This window comes from Pararhizobium sp. (genome assembly GCF_965279435.1).
In the GTDB taxonomy this organism is placed as follows: domain Bacteria; phylum Pseudomonadota; class Alphaproteobacteria; order Rhizobiales; family Rhizobiaceae; genus Pararhizobium.
In genome coordinates, this window is the sequence record NZ_CBDIHY010000003.1 from 3,183,705 (window position 1) to 3,201,552 (window position 17,848).

13 protein-coding genes are annotated in these 17,848 nt (G+C 58.0%); 12 read left to right on the forward strand and 1 reads right to left on the reverse strand.

Going from position 1 to position 17,848, the window contains the following annotated elements:
* The first annotated feature begins 298 nt into the window (after nucleotides 1-298).
* The 4 genes from rplJ (at nucleotide 299) to rpoC (ending at nucleotide 10,064) form a co-directional block, all read left to right on the forward strand.
* On the forward strand, nucleotides 299-820 hold the full coding sequence (gene rplJ, locus ACQY8Q_RS21180) for a 50S ribosomal protein L10 (RefSeq protein ID WP_037103356.1): 522 nt from the start codon (nucleotides 299-301) through the stop codon (nucleotides 818-820).
* A 57-nt stretch (nucleotides 821-877) separates the two neighbouring features.
* The gene (gene rplL / locus ACQY8Q_RS21185) at nucleotides 878-1,252 is read left to right on the forward strand and encodes a 50S ribosomal protein L7/L12 (RefSeq protein WP_428428356.1); all 375 of its coding nucleotides are present in this window, start codon (nucleotides 878-880) and stop codon (nucleotides 1,250-1,252) included.
* Between the two features lie 267 nt (nucleotides 1,253-1,519).
* Nucleotides 1,520-5,665, forward strand: coding sequence for a DNA-directed RNA polymerase subunit beta (gene rpoB / locus ACQY8Q_RS21190; RefSeq protein WP_428428357.1), 4,146 nt, complete (start codon nucleotides 1,520-1,522; stop codon nucleotides 5,663-5,665).
* Between the two features lie 187 nt (nucleotides 5,666-5,852).
* The gene (rpoC, locus tag ACQY8Q_RS21195) at nucleotides 5,853-10,064 is read left to right on the forward strand and encodes a DNA-directed RNA polymerase subunit beta' (protein ID WP_428428359.1); all 4,212 of its coding nucleotides are present in this window, start codon (nucleotides 5,853-5,855) and stop codon (nucleotides 10,062-10,064) included.
* Nucleotides 10,065-10,205: 141 nt separating this feature from the next.
* Here rpoC and ACQY8Q_RS21200 read toward each other — a convergent pair whose 3' ends face one another.
* Nucleotides 10,206-10,502 (reverse strand): transcriptional regulator, encoded by a 297-nt coding sequence (locus ACQY8Q_RS21200; protein ID WP_428428360.1) that lies wholly within the window; start codon nucleotides 10,500-10,502, stop codon nucleotides 10,206-10,208.
* Nucleotides 10,503-11,077: 575 nt separating this feature from the next.
* On the opposite strand from ACQY8Q_RS21200, the gene rpsL reads away from it, so the two are divergent.
* The 8 genes from rpsL to ACQY8Q_RS21240 all read left to right on the forward strand — a co-directional run bounded on the left by rpsL (nucleotide 11,078) and on the right by ACQY8Q_RS21240 (nucleotide 17,841).
* Nucleotides 11,078-11,449, forward strand: a complete 372-nt coding sequence (gene rpsL / locus ACQY8Q_RS21205; RefSeq protein WP_003507760.1) for a 30S ribosomal protein S12 — start codon at nucleotides 11,078-11,080, stop codon at nucleotides 11,447-11,449.
* 78 nt (nucleotides 11,450-11,527) lie between these two features.
* A complete protein-coding gene (rpsG, locus tag ACQY8Q_RS21210) occupies nucleotides 11,528-11,998 on the forward strand; it encodes a 30S ribosomal protein S7 (RefSeq protein ID WP_113247978.1) in 471 nt (156 codons plus the stop codon).
* Between the two features lie 30 nt (nucleotides 11,999-12,028).
* Nucleotides 12,029-14,128: an elongation factor G gene (fusA, locus tag ACQY8Q_RS21215; protein WP_428428361.1), complete on the forward strand. Its 2,100-nt coding sequence runs from the start codon at nucleotides 12,029-12,031 to the stop codon at nucleotides 14,126-14,128.
* A 69-nt stretch (nucleotides 14,129-14,197) separates the two neighbouring features.
* Nucleotides 14,198-15,373, forward strand: coding sequence for an elongation factor Tu (tuf, locus tag ACQY8Q_RS21220; protein ID WP_426230058.1), 1,176 nt, complete (start codon nucleotides 14,198-14,200; stop codon nucleotides 15,371-15,373).
* A 398-nt stretch (nucleotides 15,374-15,771) separates the two neighbouring features.
* Complete coding sequence (gene rpsJ, locus ACQY8Q_RS21225) at nucleotides 15,772-16,080, forward strand: 30S ribosomal protein S10 (RefSeq protein WP_003507767.1); 309 nt, start codon at nucleotides 15,772-15,774, stop codon at nucleotides 16,078-16,080.
* Nucleotides 16,081-16,237: 157 nt separating this feature from the next.
* Nucleotides 16,238-16,918: a 50S ribosomal protein L3 gene (rplC, locus tag ACQY8Q_RS21230; protein WP_428428363.1), complete on the forward strand. Its 681-nt coding sequence runs from the start codon at nucleotides 16,238-16,240 to the stop codon at nucleotides 16,916-16,918.
* A 12-nt stretch (nucleotides 16,919-16,930) separates the two neighbouring features.
* Nucleotides 16,931-17,551 (forward strand): 50S ribosomal protein L4, encoded by a 621-nt coding sequence (rplD, locus tag ACQY8Q_RS21235; RefSeq protein WP_113243429.1) that lies wholly within the window; start codon nucleotides 16,931-16,933, stop codon nucleotides 17,549-17,551.
* Complete coding sequence (locus ACQY8Q_RS21240; protein WP_113243430.1) at nucleotides 17,548-17,841, forward strand: 50S ribosomal protein L23; 294 nt, start codon at nucleotides 17,548-17,550, stop codon at nucleotides 17,839-17,841. The genes rplD and ACQY8Q_RS21240 overlap by 4 nt, the downstream gene beginning before the upstream one ends.
* Nucleotides 17,842-17,848 lie beyond the last annotated feature (7 nt).

Here is a 17,848-nt window from a genome sequence, read left to right on the forward strand (position 1 = left end):
TCCGGCCTTTCGGGGCCGGAAATTCCGGGATCAAACCCGGAACTCCTGTCCGAGATTGCAGGTGGTTATCCCTTAATCACTTCGGCCTGCATGAGATGGGTGAGTCCCGAATTTCATTTGACGCACGCAAGTGTGGAGATTCGGTTCGAACCTCGGCTTGCCTTGTGCCGGACCCGGTTAAACGGGAACGCGCAGGGGACAGGATCCTCGAGCGTCGCCTGAGATCACTTGTGATCTCCTGCGGCAAAGGCAAACCGACTGGACTGTGTTTTGCGGTCCAGTCAACTGGAGATAGGCAGTGGAAAGAGCGGAAAAACGCGAATTCGTCACGGAGCTGAACGAGTCCTTCAAGGGCGCCGGTTCGGTTGTCGTGGCCCACTATGCTGGTGTCACAGTCGCACAGATGAACGACTTCCGTTCGAAGATGCGCGCTGCTGGCGGCACCGTCAAAGTCGCGAAGAACCGCCTGGCCAAGATCGCCCTTCAGGGTACGGAAGCCGAAGGGATGTCCAATCTCTTCAAGGGCCAGACGCTGGTAGCATTCAGCGCCGACCCGATCACGGCTCCAAAGGTTCTCATGGACTTCGCCAAGACCAACGACAAGATCGTTGTTCTGGGTGGTGCCATGGGCGCAACCACGCTGTCCGCGGATGCAGTCAAGTCGCTTGCGACCCTGCCGTCGTTGGACGAGCTGCGTGCAAAGCTGCTGGGTATGATTCAGACCCCGGCAACGCGTATCGCATCGGTTGTTGCAGCACCGGCAAGCCAGCTTGCCCGCGTGTTCGCGGCCTACGCCAAGAAGGACGAAGAAGCCGCATAAGGCGGTTTTTCGTTGTTATATCAAACCAAGTTCGAACCGAATAAAAGGAACTACAAAATGGCTGATCTCTCTAAGATCGTTGAAGACCTGTCCGCATTGACCGTTCTGGAAGCTGCAGAACTGTCGAAGCTTCTTGAAGAAAAGTGGGGCGTTTCCGCTGCTGCACCAGTAGCTGCTGCTGCTGCTGGCGGTGCTGCTGCTGCCGTTGTTGAAGAAGAAAAGACTGAATTCGACGTCATCCTCGCAGATGCCGGCGCAAACAAGATCAACGTCATCAAGGAAGTCCGCGCGATCACAGGCCTCGGCCTGAAGGAAGCCAAGGACCTCGTTGAAGCCGCTCCTAAGGCTGTCAAGGAAGGCGTTTCCAAGGCTGAAGCTGCTGATCTCAAGAAGAAGCTCGAAGACGCTGGCGCCAAGGTTGACGTCAAGTAATTCTGCTTGTTTTAAAGGAGAGGTGGCCATGAAAATGGCCGCCTCTCTTTGACCGCTTTCTGAACATATTACCCAAAAGCCCATTGAAAACGGCTTTTGGGTAATGGGTTCTTCAAGAGGATAGTCCCGAACCAGAAACAGCACAGCAATCCGCGCTGAGCGTTTTTGGAGGTTGGACGAGATTGAACAATCCATTGATTGACGGGGTCGACTGGCCATCGGTTCCCGTCCGTTGCAGGCCCGGATGCAAAATTTGAAGGAGCGACGATGGCTCAGACCCTTTCTTTCAATGGTCGTAGGCGCGTACGCAAGTTTTTTGGTAAAATTCCCGAAGTCGCAGAAATGCCGAACCTCATCGAGGTTCAGAAGGCATCCTACGACCAGTTCCTCATGGTCGACGAGCCGCAGGGCGGTCGTCCGGACGAGGGACTTCAGTCCGTTTTCAAGTCGGTTTTCCCGATCACGGATTTCTCCGGCGCTTCGATGCTCGAATTCGTGTCCTACGAGTTCGAACAACCGAAGTTCGACGTCGAGGAATGCCGTCAGCGCGATCTGACCTACGCAGCGCCACTGAAGGTGACGCTGCGCCTCATCGTGTTTGATATCGACGAGGATACGGGCGCCAAGTCCGTCAAGGATATCAAGGAACAGAACGTTTACATGGGCGACATGCCGCTCATGACCAACAACGGTACGTTCATCGTCAACGGTACCGAGCGCGTCATCGTCTCCCAGATGCACCGTTCGCCGGGCGTGTTCTTCGACCACGACAAGGGCAAGAGCCATTCCTCGGGCAAGCTTCTGTTTGCTGCCCGCGTCATCCCGTATCGTGGTTCTTGGCTCGACATCGAATTCGATGCCAAGGACGTTGTGCATGCGCGTATCGACCGCCGCCGCAAGATCCCTGTCACGTCGCTTCTGATGGCGCTTGGCATGGACGGCGAGGAGATCCTCGAGACCTTCTACACCAAGTCGCTCTATGCCCGTGACGGCAAGGGCTGGCGGATTCCGTTCCAGCCGGACGTTCTCAAGGGCCAGAAGGCTCTTTCCGACCTGATCGACGCCGACACCGGCGAAGTGGTCGTTGAGTCCGGCAAGAAGCTGACGCCGCGCCTGTTGAAGACGCTGGTCGAAAAGGGCCTGAAGGCCATCAAGGCCACTGACGACGAGCTGTACGGCAACTTCCTTGCCGAAGATCTGGTTAATCCGTCGACGGGTGAAATCTTCCTCGAAGCCGGTGACGAAATTGACGAGAAGACGCTTGGCGTCATTCTGACGGCTGGTTTCGACGAAATCCCGATCCTCGACATCGATCACATCAATGTCGGCGCCTACATCCGCAACACGCTTTCGGTCGACAAGAACGAAAACCGTCAAGATGCCCTGTTCGACATCTACCGCGTCATGCGTCCCGGCGAGCCGCCGACCATGGATTCGGCTGAAGCCATGTTCAACACGCTGTTCTTCGATTCGGAGCGTTACGATCTCTCCGCCGTTGGCCGCGTCAAGATGAACATGCGTCTGGACGTGGATGCTGCCGATACCGTTCGTATCCTGCGCAAAGAAGACATCCTGGCTGTTGTCCGGATGCTCGTGGACCTGCGCGACGGCAAGGGCGAAATCGACGACATCGACAACCTCGGCAACCGCCGTGTGCGTTCGGTCGGCGAATTGATGGAAAATCAGTATCGCCTTGGACTGCTCCGCATGGAGCGCGCCATCAAGGAACGCATGTCGTCGATCGAAATCGACACCGTGATGCCGCAGGACCTGATCAACGCCAAGCCGGCTGCTGCTGCCGTTCGCGAGTTCTTCGGTTCCTCGCAGCTGTCGCAGTTCATGGACCAGGTCAACCCGCTGTCGGAAATCACCCACAAGCGCCGTCTTTCGGCTCTTGGACCGGGCGGTCTGACGCGCGAACGCGCTGGCTTTGAAGTCCGCGACGTTCACCCGACCCACTACGGCCGTATCTGCCCGATCGAAACGCCGGAAGGCCCGAACATTGGTCTGATCAACTCGCTGGCAACCTTTGCCCGCGTCAACAAGTACGGCTTCATCGAAAGCCCTTACCGCAAGATCGTTGACGGTAAGGTGACCAAGGATGTCGTCTACCTGTCGGCAATGGAAGAAGCCAAGTATCACGTGGCCCAGGCCAACTCCGAACTCAATGAGGACCAGTCCTTCGTTGAAGAATTCGTTGTTTGCCGTCACGCCGGCGACGTTATGCTCGCACCGCGCGACATCGTGAACCTCATGGACGTTTCGCCCAAGCAGCTCGTGTCTGTGGCGGCAGCGCTCATCCCGTTCTTGGAAAACGACGACGCCAACCGCGCGCTGATGGGCTCCAACATGCAGCGTCAGGCCGTGCCTCTGCTGCGTGCGGAAGCTCCGTTCGTCGGTACCGGCATGGAGCCGATCGTTGCGCGTGACTCCGGTGCTGCTATCGCTGCCCGCCGTGGCGGTGTGGTCGACCAGGTCGACGCAACCCGTATCGTTATCCGTGCGACGGAAGATCTTCAGGCCGGCAAGTCCGGCGTTGATATCTACCGCCTGCAGAAGTTCCAGCGTTCCAACCAGAACACCTGCGTCAACCAGCGCCCGCTGGTCACCGTTGGTGACATTCTGAACAAGGGCGACATCATCGCTGACGGTCCGTCGACCGATCTCGGTGACCTGGCTCTCGGCCGCAACGCGCTCGTCGCGTTCATGCCGTGGAACGGCTACAACTACGAGGACTCGATCCTTCTGTCCGAGCGCATCGTTCGCGATGACGTGTTCACCTCCATCCACATCGAAGAATTCGAAGTGATGGCGCGCGACACCAAACTTGGTCCGGAAGAAATCACCCGCGACATTCCGAACGTTTCGGAAGAAGCGCTGAAGAACCTCGACGAAGCCGGTATTGTCTACATCGGCGCCGAAGTGACCCCTGGCGACATTCTGGTCGGCAAGATCACGCCGAAGGGCGAAAGCCCGATGACGCCGGAAGAAAAGCTTCTGCGCGCCATCTTCGGTGAAAAGGCTTCCGACGTCCGCGACACCTCCATGCGCATGCCTCCGGGCACCTTCGGCACCATCGTCGAAGTTCGCGTCTTCAACCGCCACGGCGTGGAAAAAGACGAACGTGCGATGGCGATCGAGCGGGAAGAGATCGAGCGTCTTGCCAAGGACCGCGACGACGAACAGGCGATCCTCGATCGCAACGTCTACTCGCGTCTCCTCGACATGCTGCGCGGCCAGGTCGCTGTAGCCGGTCCGAAGGGCTTCAAGAAGGGCACTGAACTTTCGAACGCCGTCATTTCCGAATATCCCCGCTCGCAGTGGTGGATGTTTGCGACGGAAGACGAGAAGGCTCAGGGCGAAGTTGAAGCTCTGCGTGGCCAGTACGACGAATCCAAGTCGCTGCTTGAGCATCGCTTCATGGACAAGGTCGAAAAGGTCCAGCGCGGCGACGAAATGCCTCCGGGCGTCATGAAGATGGTCAAGGTCTTTGTCGCTGTGAAGCGCAAGATCCAGCCAGGCGACAAGATGGCCGGCCGTCACGGCAACAAGGGTGTGGTTTCCCGCATCGTGCCGATCGAAGACATGCCGTTCCTGGAAGACGGTACGCATGTTGACGTCGTGTTGAACCCGCTCGGCGTGCCTTCGCGCATGAACGTTGGCCAGATCCTTGAAACCCATCTGGGTTGGGCCTGCGCCGGCATGGGCAAGAAGATCGGTGCCATGCTCGATGCTTATAAGGCGGGCGCTGAAATTCAGCCGCTGCGCGATACCATCGATAGTGTTATCGGCTCCGGTCCGAAGGGCGAACCGATCAAGGACTACGACGACGACTCGATCGTCCGTCTGGCCGAGCAGACCCGCCGCGGCGTGTCGATCGCAACGCCGGTCTTCGACGGTGCAGTCGAAGCCGACGTCAACGAGATGCTGGAACAGGCAGGCCTGAACGTTTCGGGTCAGTCGACGCTGTATGATGGCCGTACCGGCGATCAGTTCGACCGTCAGGTAACGGTTGGCTACATCTACATGCTGAAGCTGAACCACCTTGTGGACGACAAGATCCACGCCCGTTCGATCGGTCCTTACTCGCTCGTCACCCAGCAGCCGCTCGGTGGTAAGGCGCAGTTCGGCGGCCAGCGCTTCGGGGAAATGGAAGTCTGGGCTCTGGAAGCCTACGGCGCCGCCTACACCCTGCAGGAAATGTTGACGGTCAAGTCCGACGACGTGGCCGGCCGTACCAAGGTCTACGAAGCGATCGTCCGCGGCGACGACACCTTCGAGGCTGGTATTCCGGAGAGCTTCAACGTTCTCGTCAAGGAAATGCGCTCGTTGGGTCTCTCGGTCGAACTGGAGAATTCCAAGCTCGACGAACTCAACGCGGCAAACCAGCAGCTGCCGGACGCGGCCGAATAAAACATCAAGGTGCGTGCCGCTTTCCCAAGCGGCGCGCACCATTTCCACCCGGTCTCAAATCGTTGGGGCAGGGTAGGAAATTCGGCCGCATTTCATGCGGTTTTATCCGTTTCGTGCAGGAAGCCGGCGCCCGGGATTGCCGCGCTCTCTGCCAAGCTCAGGGCGATAGCCCATAAAGGAGATAGGCATGAACCAAGAGGTCATGAACCTTTTCAATCCGCAGGTGCCTGCGCAGACCTTCGATTCCATCCGGATTTCGATTGCGTCGCCGGAGAAGATTCTCTCCTGGTCCTACGGTGAGATCAAGAAGCCGGAAACCATCAACTACCGTACGTTCAAGCCGGAACGCGACGGCCTTTTCTGCGCGCGTATCTTTGGCCCGATCAAGGACTATGAGTGCCTGTGCGGCAAGTACAAGCGCATGAAGTACAAGGGCATCATCTGCGAAAAGTGCGGCGTCGAAGTGACGTTGTCGCGCGTTCGCCGTGAGCGCATGGGCCATATCGAGCTTGCAGCTCCGGTCGCCCACATCTGGTTCCTGAAGTCCCTGCCAAGCCGCATCTCGACGCTGCTCGACATGACGCTGAAGGATATCGAGCGCGTCCTGTATTTCGAAAACTACATCGTCACCGAGCCGGGCCTGACTTCCCTCAAGGAAAATCAGCTTCTCTCGGAAGAAGAATACATGATTGCCGTCGAGGAATTCGGCGAAGATCAGTTCACGGCGATGATCGGTGCTGAAGCCATCTACGAGATGCTGGCCTCGATGAATCTCGAGAAGATCGCTGGCGATCTGCGCGCGGAAATGGCTGACACCACGTCCGAGCTGAAGCAGAAGAAGCTGATGAAGCGCCTGAAGATCGTCGAGAACTTCATGGAATCCGGCAACCGCCCGGAATGGATGATCATGAAGGTCGTCCCGGTGATACCGCCGGACCTGCGTCCGCTGGTTCCACTGGACGGCGGCCGTTTCGCGACGTCCGACCTGAACGACCTCTATCGCCGCGTCATCAACCGGAACAACCGTTTGAAGCGCCTGATCGAGCTTCGTGCGCCTGGCATCATCATCCGCAACGAAAAGCGCATGTTGCAGGAATCCGTTGACGCCCTGTTCGACAACGGCCGCCGTGGCCGCGTCATCACCGGTGCCAATAAGCGTCCGCTGAAGTCGCTGTCCGACATGCTCAAGGGCAAGCAGGGCCGCTTCCGTCAGAACCTTCTCGGCAAGCGCGTCGACTATTCCGGCCGTTCGGTTATCGTGACCGGCCCGGAACTGAAGCTGCACCAGTGCGGCCTGCCGAAGAAGATGGCGCTCGAGCTGTTCAAGCCGTTCATCTACGCCCGCCTTGACGCCAAGGGTTATTCCTCGACCGTCAAGCAAGCCAAGAAATTGGTTGAAAAGGAAAAGCCGGAAGTCTGGGATATCCTCGACGAGGTTATCCGCGAGCACCCTGTGCTTCTCAACCGTGCACCAACGCTGCACCGACTGGGCATCCAGGCCTTCGAACCGATCCTGGTTGAAGGCAAGGCAATCCAGCTGCATCCGCTCGTCTGCACGGCGTTCAACGCCGACTTCGACGGTGACCAGATGGCCGTTCACGTTCCGCTGTCGCTGGAAGCGCAGTTGGAAGCCCGCGTCTTGATGATGTCGACCAACAACATCCTGCACCCGGCAAACGGCGCACCGATCATCGTTCCGTCGCAGGACATGGTTCTCGGCCTCTACTATCTGTCGATCCTGAACCAGAATGAGCCGGGCGAAGGCATGGCCTTCTCCGATCTCGGCGAACTGCATCACGCGCTTGAAACCAAGTCTGTGACGCTGCACGCCAAGATCCGTGGCCGCTTCAAGACGGTCGATGCCGATGGCAAGCCTGTTTCGAAGATCTATGAGACCACGCCTGGCCGTATGATCATCGGCGAACTTCTGCCGAAGAACGCCAACGTGCCGTTCGACGTCTGCAACCAGGAACTGACCAAGAAGAACATCTCCAAGATGATCGACACGGTCTACCGCCATTGCGGCCAGAAGGACACGGTCATTTTCTGCGACCGTATCATGCAGCTCGGCTTCGCCCATGCCTGCCGCGCCGGCATTTCGTTCGGCAAGGACGACATGGTCATTCCGGATACCAAGGCCAAGATTGTCGGTGACACCGAAAGCCTGGTGAAGGAATACGAACAGCAGTACAATGACGGCCTGATCACTCAGGGCGAAAAGTACAACAAGGTTGTTGATGCCTGGGGTAAGGCAACCGACAAGGTCGCCGAAGACATGATGGCCCGCATTAAGGCCGTCGAGTTCGATCCGGAAACCGGTCGTCAGAAGCCGATGAACGCCATCTACATGATGTCGCACTCGGGTGCTCGTGGTTCTCCGAACCAGATGCGTCAGCTGGGCGGTATGCGTGGCCTGATGGCCAAGCCGTCGGGTGAAATCATCGAGACGCCAATCATCTCGAACTTTAAGGAAGGCCTGACCGTTAACGAGTACTTCAACTCGACCCACGGTGCCCGTAAGGGTCTCGCAGACACCGCCTTGAAGACAGCAAACTCCGGTTACCTGACACGCCGTCTCGTTGACGTCGCTCAGGATTGCATCGTCAACTCGGTGGATTGCGGCACCGAAACCGGCCTCACCATGACCGCCATCGTCGATGCCGGTCAGGTCGTTGCCTCCATCGGTGTCCGTGTTCTCGGCCGTACGGCTCTCGACAATATCGACCACCCGATCACCGGTGATCGCATCGTCGATGCCGGCCGTATGATCCTCGAGGCCGATGTCGTCGAAATCGAAAAGGCTGGCATCCAGTCGATCCGTATTCGTTCGGCTCTGACCTGCGAAATCCAGACCGGCGTCTGCGGCGTCTGCTATGGCCGTGACCTTGCACGCGGAACACCCGTCAACATGGGTGAAGCTGTCGGCGTTATCGCCGCTCAGTCGATCGGCGAGCCGGGCACCCAGCTGACCATGCGCACGTTCCACCTTGGTGGCACGGCAACGGTTGTGGACAGCTCGTTCCTGGAAGCGTCGTACGAAGGCACGATCCAGATCAAGAACCGCAACATGCTGCGCAACTCCGACAACATTCTCGTCGCGATGGGCCGTAACATGGCGGTCCAGATCCTCGACGAACGCGGTGTCGAGCGCTCCTCGCAGCGTGTCGCCTACGGTTCGAAGATCTTCGTCGATGACGGTGACAAGGTGAAGCGCGGCCAGCGTTTGGCCGAGTGGGACCCCTACACACGCCCGATGATGACGGAAGTCGAAGGTACGGTTCATTTCGAAGATATCGTCGACGGTATCTCCGTTCTGGAAGCGACCGACGAAGCAACCGGCATCACCAAGCGTCAGGTTATCGATTGGCGTTCGACGCCACGCGGTATCGACCTGAAGCCGGCAATCGTCATCAAGGACAAGAACGGCTCGGTCATGAAGCTGTCGCGCGGTGGCGACGCCCGCTTCATGCTTTCGGTCGACGCCATTCTGTCGGTCGAGCCGGGCACAAAGGTCTCCCAGGGTGACGTGCTTGCACGTTCGCCGCTGGAAAGCGCCAAGACGAAGGACATCACCGGTGGTCTGCCGCGCGTTGCCGAACTCTTCGAAGCGCGCCGTCCGAAGGATCACGCGATCATCGCCGAAATCGATGGTACAATCCGCTTCGGCCGCGACTACAAGAACAAGCGCCGCGTGCTGATCGAGCCTGCGGAAGATGGTGTTGAGCCGGTCGAATACCTGATCCCGAAGGGCAAGCCCTTCCATCTTCAGGACGGCGACTATATCGAAAAGGGTGACTACATCCTCGACGGTAACCCGGCACCGCACGACATCCTGGCGATCAAGGGCGTGGAGGCACTCGCTTCCTACCTGGTCAACGAAATCCAGGAAGTCTACCGTCTGCAGGGCGTTGTGATCAACGACAAGCACATCGAGGTGATCGTTCGCCAGATGCTGCAGAAGGTGGAAGTGACCGACGCCGGTGACTCGACCTACATCGTTGGCGACAGCGTCGACCGCATCGAACTGGAAGATGTCAACGATCAGCTGATCGAACAGGGCAAGAAGCCGGCTTACGGCGATCCGGTCCTGCTCGGCATCACCAAGGCATCGCTGCAGACGCCGTCGTTCATCTCGGCCGCTTCCTTCCAGGAAACGACCAAGGTGCTGACGGAAGCTGCGATCGCCGGCAAGACCGACGGCCTGCAGGGTTTGAAGGAAAACGTCATTGTCGGCCGCCTTATCCCGGCCGGTACCGGTGGTACGATGACCCAGATCCGCCGTATTGCGACCGCACGCGACGAGATGATCCTCGAAGAGCGCCGCAAGGGAACAGGTGCCGATACGGCAACTCCAATGCTTGCCGACATGGCAGCCAAGGAAGAAGCCACAGCCGAATAAGGCTTGAAAGGCGAGGGCGGTTATCCGCCCTTTCCAATCCACTGAAATTGAAAAAGCCGCCCGGAGTGATCCGGGCGGCTTTTTGCATGTTGTCTCAAATGATTTCGCCGCAGTCACACGGGTGGCGGCACTTAGTTTGGTTTATCCGAACTTGATGATCGCCACTTCGCCGGTCAGTGCGCCCTGGTAGGCCGAGGCATGCGGTTCTTCGTTGGGAATGTCGGTGAGCGTGCCGATCTGGTCGAGGTCGGCCTCGAGGAACCCTTCTTCGGCCAGCGCGTTTAGCGCCTCCCGAACGGCGGTGTCGTCATCAGGCGCGCGCAGCATCACGTGGATGTCCACGCCTTCCTCGTCGCCGTCCTGCTCATAGGCCTTGCCGATGATGATGAAGATCATCGGCCCGTCGGAGTTGTTGTCATTGTCGGGCTGGGCAGTCATGGCTATTTCCTCTTTCGAAAGATATGTGAAACGACTTTACAGCGTATTGCAGCGGCGCGCGTCGGAAAAAACATTGTTCCAACACGAATCGTCGCGACCTGGGGGAGGGCGATTCTCGCCGTTCTTGCCAAATTGTAGAATGGCTTTATGATTCTTTAAGTTGAACCGGACGCCCTGACGATTCCGCCCCGTGCTGACCGCCACGGGCTCCCGTTTCGGCCTCAAAGCCTTGTTTTGCAGGCATGTCAGCCCTGCCGAACCAAGAATAATTGTTAATTCCCCTTGACGCGACACCCCGAAATCAGTACACCCCGCCCCATCGGAGCCTATGTGAGGCTGGCTGGTTCGGAACGTCACGTTCTGGAGTTCGCCTCAAACAAGGTTCGAAACGCACGCTGAAGACCAAAATGCTGCACGCAAGACGCTGAAAATACTGGTGTCCTCTGCTTTTTGCGGGCCATCTGCCGAAGGGCGGATCGGTCCTCGTTTTGCGCATTTATAGCGTTCGAAACCGCCGGAGACGGCATTGATCCGCCCGCAAGGGTATAGAGACAGAATTTGTAAGGGATGGTTATATGCCTACCGTAAACCAGCTGATCCGCAAGCCGCGTCAGGCACAGGTAAAGCGCAACAAGGTTCCTGCTCTGCAGGAAAACCCGCAGAAGCGTGGCGTTTGCACACGCGTCTACACAACGACCCCGAAGAAGCCGAACTCGGCTCTGCGTAAGGTTGCCAAGATCCGCCTCACCAACGGCTTCGAAGTCATCGGCTACATTCCTGGCGAAGGTCACAACCTTCAGGAACACTCCGTTGTCATGATCCGTGGCGGCCGCGTAAAGGACTTGCCGGGCGTTCGTTACCACATCATTCGCGGTGTTCTCGATACCCAGGGTGTCAAGAACCGTAAGCAGCGCCGTTCGAAGTATGGTGCAAAGCGTCCGAAGTAATTCGGGTTCCACAATTTAAGGTGCTGCGCGAGGTTCTCCGCGTGTTAAGGCGCCCATTCAAAGTTGAGAGACAAAATTATGTCACGTCGTCATAGTGCAGAAAAGCGCGAGATCAATCCGGACCCGAAGTTCGGCGATCTGGTCGTCACCAAGTTCATGAATGCAATCATGCTTCATGGTAAGAAGTCGGTCGCTGAAAACATCGTTTACGGTGCGTTCGATCTGGTCCAGGGCAAGCTGAAGCAGGAGCCGGTCACGGTGTTCCATTCCGCTCTCGACAATATCGCTCCGCACGTCGAAGTTCGTTCGCGCCGCGTCGGTGGTGCAACCTACCAGGTTCCGGTCGATGTTCGTCCTGAGCGCCGTCAGGCTCTCGCCATTCGCTGGCTGATCGCTGCTGCCCGCAAGCGCAACGAAACCACCATGATCGATCGCCTTTGCGGCGAACTCATGGATGCGGCAAACGGCCGTGGTTCCGCTGTCAAGAAGCGCGAAGACACGCACAAGATGGCTGACGCCAACCGTGCATTCTCGCATTATCGCTGGTAATCGACGTACAATTTTCGAAAGGCAGTCATTATGGCTCGCGAATATAAAATCGAAGACTACCGCAATTTCGGTATCATGGCGCACATCGACGCCGGCAAGACCACGACGACTGAGCGGATTCTCTACTACACTGGCAAGTCGCACAAGATCGGCGAAGTTCATGACGGCGCTGCCACCATGGACTGGATGGAGCAGGAGCAGGAACGTGGCATCACCATCACGTCCGCTGCCACCACGACCTACTGGAAGGGTCGCGACGGCAAGATGCGCCGCTTCAACATCATCGACACTCCCGGCCACGTTGACTTCACGATTGAAGTCGAGCGTTCGCTGCGCGTGCTCGACGGTGCGATCGCTCTGCTCGACGCCAACGCCGGTGTTGAGCCGCAGACGGAAACCGTCTGGCGCCAGGCTGAAAAGTACAACGTCCCGCGGATGATCTTCTGCAACAAGATGGACAAGACCGGTGCTGACTTCTACCGTTCGGTAGAGATGATCAAGACCCGTCTAGGCGCCATCGCTGTTGTCATGCAGCTCCCGATCGGTGCAGAAACCGAATTCAAGGGCGTTATCGACCTGATCGAGATGAATGCCCTGGTCTGGCGCGACGAGTCGCTCGGCGCTCAGTGGGATGTCGTCGAGATTCCGGAAGACATGAAGGAAAAGGCTGCTGAATACCGCGAGAAGATGATCGAACAGGTCGTCGATATCGATGAGCAGGCGATGGAAGACTATCTGAACGGCATCATGCCGGACAACGAGAAGATCCGCCAGCTGGTTCGCCGCGGCACCATCGACGTGAAGTTCCACCCGATGTTCTGCGGTACGGCTTTCAAGAACAAGGGCGTTCAGCCTTTGCTCGACGCTGTTGTCGAATATCTGCCGTCCCCGCTCGACATTCCGTCGATCAAGGGCATCGATGTGAAGACCGAAGCCGAAATCGCCCGTCATCCTTCGGATGAAGAGCCTTTGTCGATGCTCGCCTTCAAGATCATGAACGACCCCTTCGTCGGTTCGCTTACCTTCGCCCGTATCTATTCCGGCAAGCTCACAAAGGGCACGTCGGTCATGAACACGGTCAAGGAAAAGCGCGAGCGCGTTGGCCGTATGCTGCAGATGCATTCCAACTCCCGTGAAGACATCGAAGAAGCCTTTGCCGGCGACATCGTTGCTCTCGCAGGCCTCAAGGAAACCACGACCGGCGATACGCTCTGCGATCCGCTGAACCAGGTTATCCTCGAGCGCATGGAATTCCCCGAGCCGGTCATCCAGATCGCCATCGAGCCGAAGACCAAGGGCGACCAGGAAAAGATGGGCCTCGCGCTCAACCGCCTGGCTGCTGAAGATCCTTCGTTCCGCGTCAAGACGGATGAAGAATCCGGCCAGACGATCATCGCCGGCATGGGTGAACTTCACCTCGACATCCTCGTCGACCGCATGCGCCGCGAATTCAAGGTTGAAGCCACCGTCGGCGCGCCGCAGGTTGCTTACCGTGAATCGATCACGAAGCGTCACGAAGAAGACTACACGCACAAGAAGCAGTCCGGTGGTACCGGTCAGTTCGCGCGTGTCAAGATCGTCTTCGAACCGAATGAAGAAGGCGACGACTTCAAGTTCGAATCCAAGATCGTTGGTGGTTCCATTCCGAAGGAATACATCCCCGGCGTTCAGAAGGGCATCGAAAGCGTCCTGTCTTCCGGTCCGCTGGCTGGCTTCCCGATGCTCGGCGTCAAGGCAACCCTGATCGACGGCGCGTTCCATGACGTCGACTCCTCGGTTCTCGCGTTCGAAATCGCCTCGCGTGCCTGCTTCCGTGAAGCAGCCAAGAAGGCTGGCGCCCAGTTGCTCGAGCCGATGATGAAGGTCGAAGTTGTGACGCCGGAAGATTACGTCGGTGACGTGATCGGCGATCTGAACTCGCGTCGCGGTCAGATTCAGGGCCAGGAAGCACGCGGCATCGCCGTCGTGATCAATGCCAACGTGCCGCTGGCCAACATGTTCAAGTACGTGGACAACCTGCGCTCGATGTCGCAGGGCCGTGCACAGTACACGATGACCTTCGATCACTATGCGCCGGTTCCGTCGAACGTGGCACAGGAAATCCAGGCGAAGTACTCCGGTCAGAAGTGACCGGAGCCTAACGCCAGCTGACAGAAACAAGAGAATTCCCCTTCGGGGTTACAAAACGGAGAGCCGGAAATGGCAAAGAGCAAATTTGAGCGCAATAAGCCGCACGTTAACATTGGCACGATCGGCCACGTCGACCATGGCAAGACGTCGCTGACGGCAGCGATCACGAAGTATTTCGGCGAATACAAGGCGTACGACCAGATCGACGCTGCACCGGAAGAAAAGGCCCGCGGCATCACCATCTCGACGGCCCACGTCGAGTATGAAACGCCTGCCCGTCACTATGCCCACGTTGACTGCCCCGGCCACGCCGACTACGTCAAGAACATGATCACCGGTGCTGCCCAGATGGACGGCGCAATCCTGGTTTGCTCGGCAGCCGACGGCCCGATGCCGCAGACCCGCGAGCACATCCTGCTTGCCCGTCAGGTTGGCGTTCCGGCAATCGTCGTGTTCCTCAACAAGGTCGACCAGGTCGACGACGCTGAACTTCTCGAGCTCGTCGAGCTGGAAGTGCGCGAACTTCTGTCGATGTACGACTTCCCGGGCGACGACATTCCGATCATCAAGGGTTCGGCTCTGGCTGCTCTTGAAGATTCGGACAAGAAGATCGGCGAAGATGCAATCCGCGAGCTGATGGCTGCTGTTGACGCCTACATCCCGACGCCTGAGCGTCCGATCAACCTGCCGTTCCTGCTGCCGATCGAAGACGTGTTCTCGATCTCGGGCCGTGGTACGGTTGTGACCGGCCGCGTTGAGCGTGGTATCGTCAAGGTCGGCGAAGAAGTCGAAATCGTCGGCATCCGCCCGACGGCCAAGACGACGGTTACCGGCGTTGAAATGTTCCGCAAGCTGCTCGATCAGGGCCAGGCTGGCGACAACATCGGCGCTCTCGTTCGCGGCGTTACCCGTGACGGCGTCGAGCGTGGTCAGATCCTGTGCAAGCCGGGTTCGGTCAAGCCGCACAAGAAGTTCATGGCTGAAGCCTACATCCTGACGAAGGAAGAGGGCGGCCGTCATACACCGTTCTTCACCAACTATCGTCCGCAGTTCTACTTCCGCACGACGGACGTGACCGGCATCGTGTCGCTTCCTGAAGGCACGGAAATGGTTATGCCTGGCGACAACGTCACGGTTTCTGTCGAGCTGATCGTTCCGATCGCGATGGAAGAAAAGCTGCGCTTCGCTATCCGCGAAGGCGGCCGCACCGTCGGCGCCGGCATCGTTGCCTCGATTGTTGAATAACAATCGTTAGACCAGGTCGAAAGCTGCCGACGCAGAAAAGGGACACAAATGGCGTGCAAGCGCGATTTGTAGCCGGCGTCGGCATCGCAGCCTCCATCGTCGAGTGATTTACTCGGTTGGGAAGCGGCGTTTTTAAACGCCGCTTCCTTGAATATTTGCTGGTCGAAGCCTGCGCCTCAGGGTGTATGCCTCTCGAATTGACGGAAGCGCGAAAAAACGTGCTTTCGTGGGCGTTCGGTCATTGTGTCGGACGCCGATTCCGTATATGTGCGGGTCGAATTGCAGAAACGGACAGAGAGTGATTTGCTCTTTGTGCTCTTTGAAGCATCAGCACCCGGAAACGAATAACGAAATGCCTCACCCTGGGGCTTTCGCTTACAACAACAAGGATAACTCGAATGAACGGCCAGAATATCCGTATCCGCCTCAAGGCGTTTGATCACCGGATTCTTGATGCCTCCACGCGGGAAATCGTTTCGACGGCCAAGCGCACAGGCGCTTCGGTTCGTGGTCCGGTGCCGCTTCCTACGCGGATTGAAAAGTTTACTGTCAACCGCTCGCCCCACGTGGACAAGAAGAGCCGTGAACAGTTCGAGATGCGCACCCACAAGCGCCTCCTCGATATCGTCGATCCTACTCCCCAGACTGTTGACGCGCTGATGAAGCTCGACCTCGCTGCCGGCGTAGACGTGGAAATCAAGCTTTAAAAACAAGGAAGGTACGTGGATTTCGGTCCAACGGCTTCCAAAAACGGGCGACCCTTCGATCGGATGATCCCACTTGGATCGGACGAGAAGAGGGAGACCTTAAACCAGAGATGCAACGGGGGTTTCTCCGTCGCTAACTCTTAAGAGGAATGAACCAATGCGTTCAGGTGTGATTGCACAGAAGATTGGGATGACCCGCGTCTATAACGACGCTGGTGAGCACATCCCAGTTACAGTATTGCGGATGGAAAACTGCCAGGTTGTGGCCCATCGCACAGAAGACAAGAATGGCTACACCGCAGTTCAGCTCGGTGCTGGCCAGGCTAAAGTCAAGAACACGAGCAAGCCGTTGCGTGGTCAGTTCGCTGCCGCCAACGTAGAGCCGAAGGCCAAGGTCATCGAGTTCCGCGTATCGTCGGACAACCTGATCGATGTCGGCGCTGAGCTCACTGCAAACCATTTCGTCACCGGCCAGCTGGTTGACGTCACCGGTACATCGTCCGGTAAGGGTTTTGCCGGTGCTATGAAGCGCCACAACTTCGGCGGTCTGCGTGCAACGCACGGCGTTTCCGTATCGCACCGTTCGCATGGTTCGACTGGTTCCAACCAGGATCCGGGCCGCGTCTGGAAGGGTAAGCGCATGGCTGGCCACATGGGTCAGACACGCATCACCACCCAGAACCTGGAAGTGGTCTCCACCGATGAAGACCGCGGTCTGATCCTCGTCAAGGGCGCCGTACCCGGCTCCAAGGGCGCATGGATCGTCGTTCGCGACGCCATCAAGTCCGGCACTCCGGCTGACGCTCCGCGTCCTGCCGCTGTGCGCGCAGCCAAGTAAGGGGGCCAGATCATGGATCTCAACGTCACCACACTCGAGGGCAAAGAGGCCGGTAAGGTTTCCCTGTCCGACGCGATTTTCGGCCTAGAGCCGCGCGAAGATATCATTGCCCGCGTCGTTCGCTGGCAGCTTGCTAAGAAGCAGCAGGGTACGCACAAGGCAAAGGGCCGTGCAGAAATCGCACGCACCGGCGCCAAGATGTTCAAGCAGAAGGGTACGGGCCGCGCTCGTCACCATTCGGCTCGTGCTCCGCAGTTCCGCGGCGGTGGTAAGGCTCACGGCCCGGTTGTTCGCAGCCACGCCCATGACCTGCCCAAGAAGGTTCGTGCTCTCGGCCTGCGCCATGCGCTGTCCGCTAAGCTTCGTGCCGAAGAGCTGATCATCGTTGACAACCTGGTTGCTGCTGAAGCCAAGACGAAGGTGCTGACCGGCGCATTCGCAACGCTCGGCCTGACCAACGTGTTGTTCATCGGCGGCGCCGAACTGGACAGCAATTTCAAGCTCGCAGCTCAGAACATCCCGAATGTGGACGTTCTGCCGGTGCAGGGCATCAACGTTTACGACATTCTGCGCCGCGGCAAGCTCGTGCTTTCCAAAGCTGCAGTTGAAGCTCTCGAGGAGCGGTTCAAATGACTGACCTTCGCCACTACGATGTGATCCTCGCTCCGTCGATCACCGAAAAGTCGACGCTGGTTTCTGAACAGAACCAGATCATCTTCAACGTCGCCAAGGATGCCTCGAAGCCTGAAATCAAGGCTGCAATCGAAGCACTGTTCGGCGTCAAGGTTACGGCTGTCAACACGCTGGTCCGCAAGGGCAAGCTGAAGCGCTTCCGTGGCTTCGCTGGCCGGCAAAAGGACGTCAAGAAGGCTATCGTCACGCTCGCTGACGGTCAGACCATCGACGTCTCAACCGGACTCTGAGGAATAG

What these genes read in the sequence shown, in the direction of transcription:
- rpoC (WP_428428359.1), top strand. Translation starts at nt 5,853, where the DNA reads ATGAACCAAGAGGTCATGAACCTTTTCAATCCGCAGGTGCCTGCGCAG.
- rpsG (WP_113247978.1), top strand. Translation starts at nt 11,528, where the DNA reads ATGTCACGTCGTCATAGTGCAGAAAAGCGCGAGATCAATCCGGACCCG.
- rpoB (WP_428428357.1), top strand. Translation starts at nt 1,520, where the DNA reads ATGGCTCAGACCCTTTCTTTCAATGGTCGTAGGCGCGTACGCAAGTTT.
- ACQY8Q_RS21240 (WP_113243430.1), top strand. Translation starts at nt 17,548, where the DNA reads ATGACTGACCTTCGCCACTACGATGTGATCCTCGCTCCGTCGATCACC.
- tuf (WP_426230058.1), top strand. Translation starts at nt 14,198, where the DNA reads ATGGCAAAGAGCAAATTTGAGCGCAATAAGCCGCACGTTAACATTGGC.
- rplD (WP_113243429.1), top strand. Translation starts at nt 16,931, where the DNA reads ATGGATCTCAACGTCACCACACTCGAGGGCAAAGAGGCCGGTAAGGTT.
- ACQY8Q_RS21200 (WP_428428360.1), bottom strand. Translation starts at nt 10,502, where the DNA reads ATGACTGCCCAGCCCGACAATGACAACAACTCCGACGGGCCGATGATC.
- rplC (WP_428428363.1), top strand. Translation starts at nt 16,238, where the DNA reads ATGCGTTCAGGTGTGATTGCACAGAAGATTGGGATGACCCGCGTCTAT.
- rpsJ (WP_003507767.1), top strand. Translation starts at nt 15,772, where the DNA reads ATGAACGGCCAGAATATCCGTATCCGCCTCAAGGCGTTTGATCACCGG.
- rpsL (WP_003507760.1), top strand. Translation starts at nt 11,078, where the DNA reads ATGCCTACCGTAAACCAGCTGATCCGCAAGCCGCGTCAGGCACAGGTA.
- fusA (WP_428428361.1), top strand. Translation starts at nt 12,029, where the DNA reads ATGGCTCGCGAATATAAAATCGAAGACTACCGCAATTTCGGTATCATG.
- rplL (WP_428428356.1), top strand. Translation starts at nt 878, where the DNA reads ATGGCTGATCTCTCTAAGATCGTTGAAGACCTGTCCGCATTGACCGTT.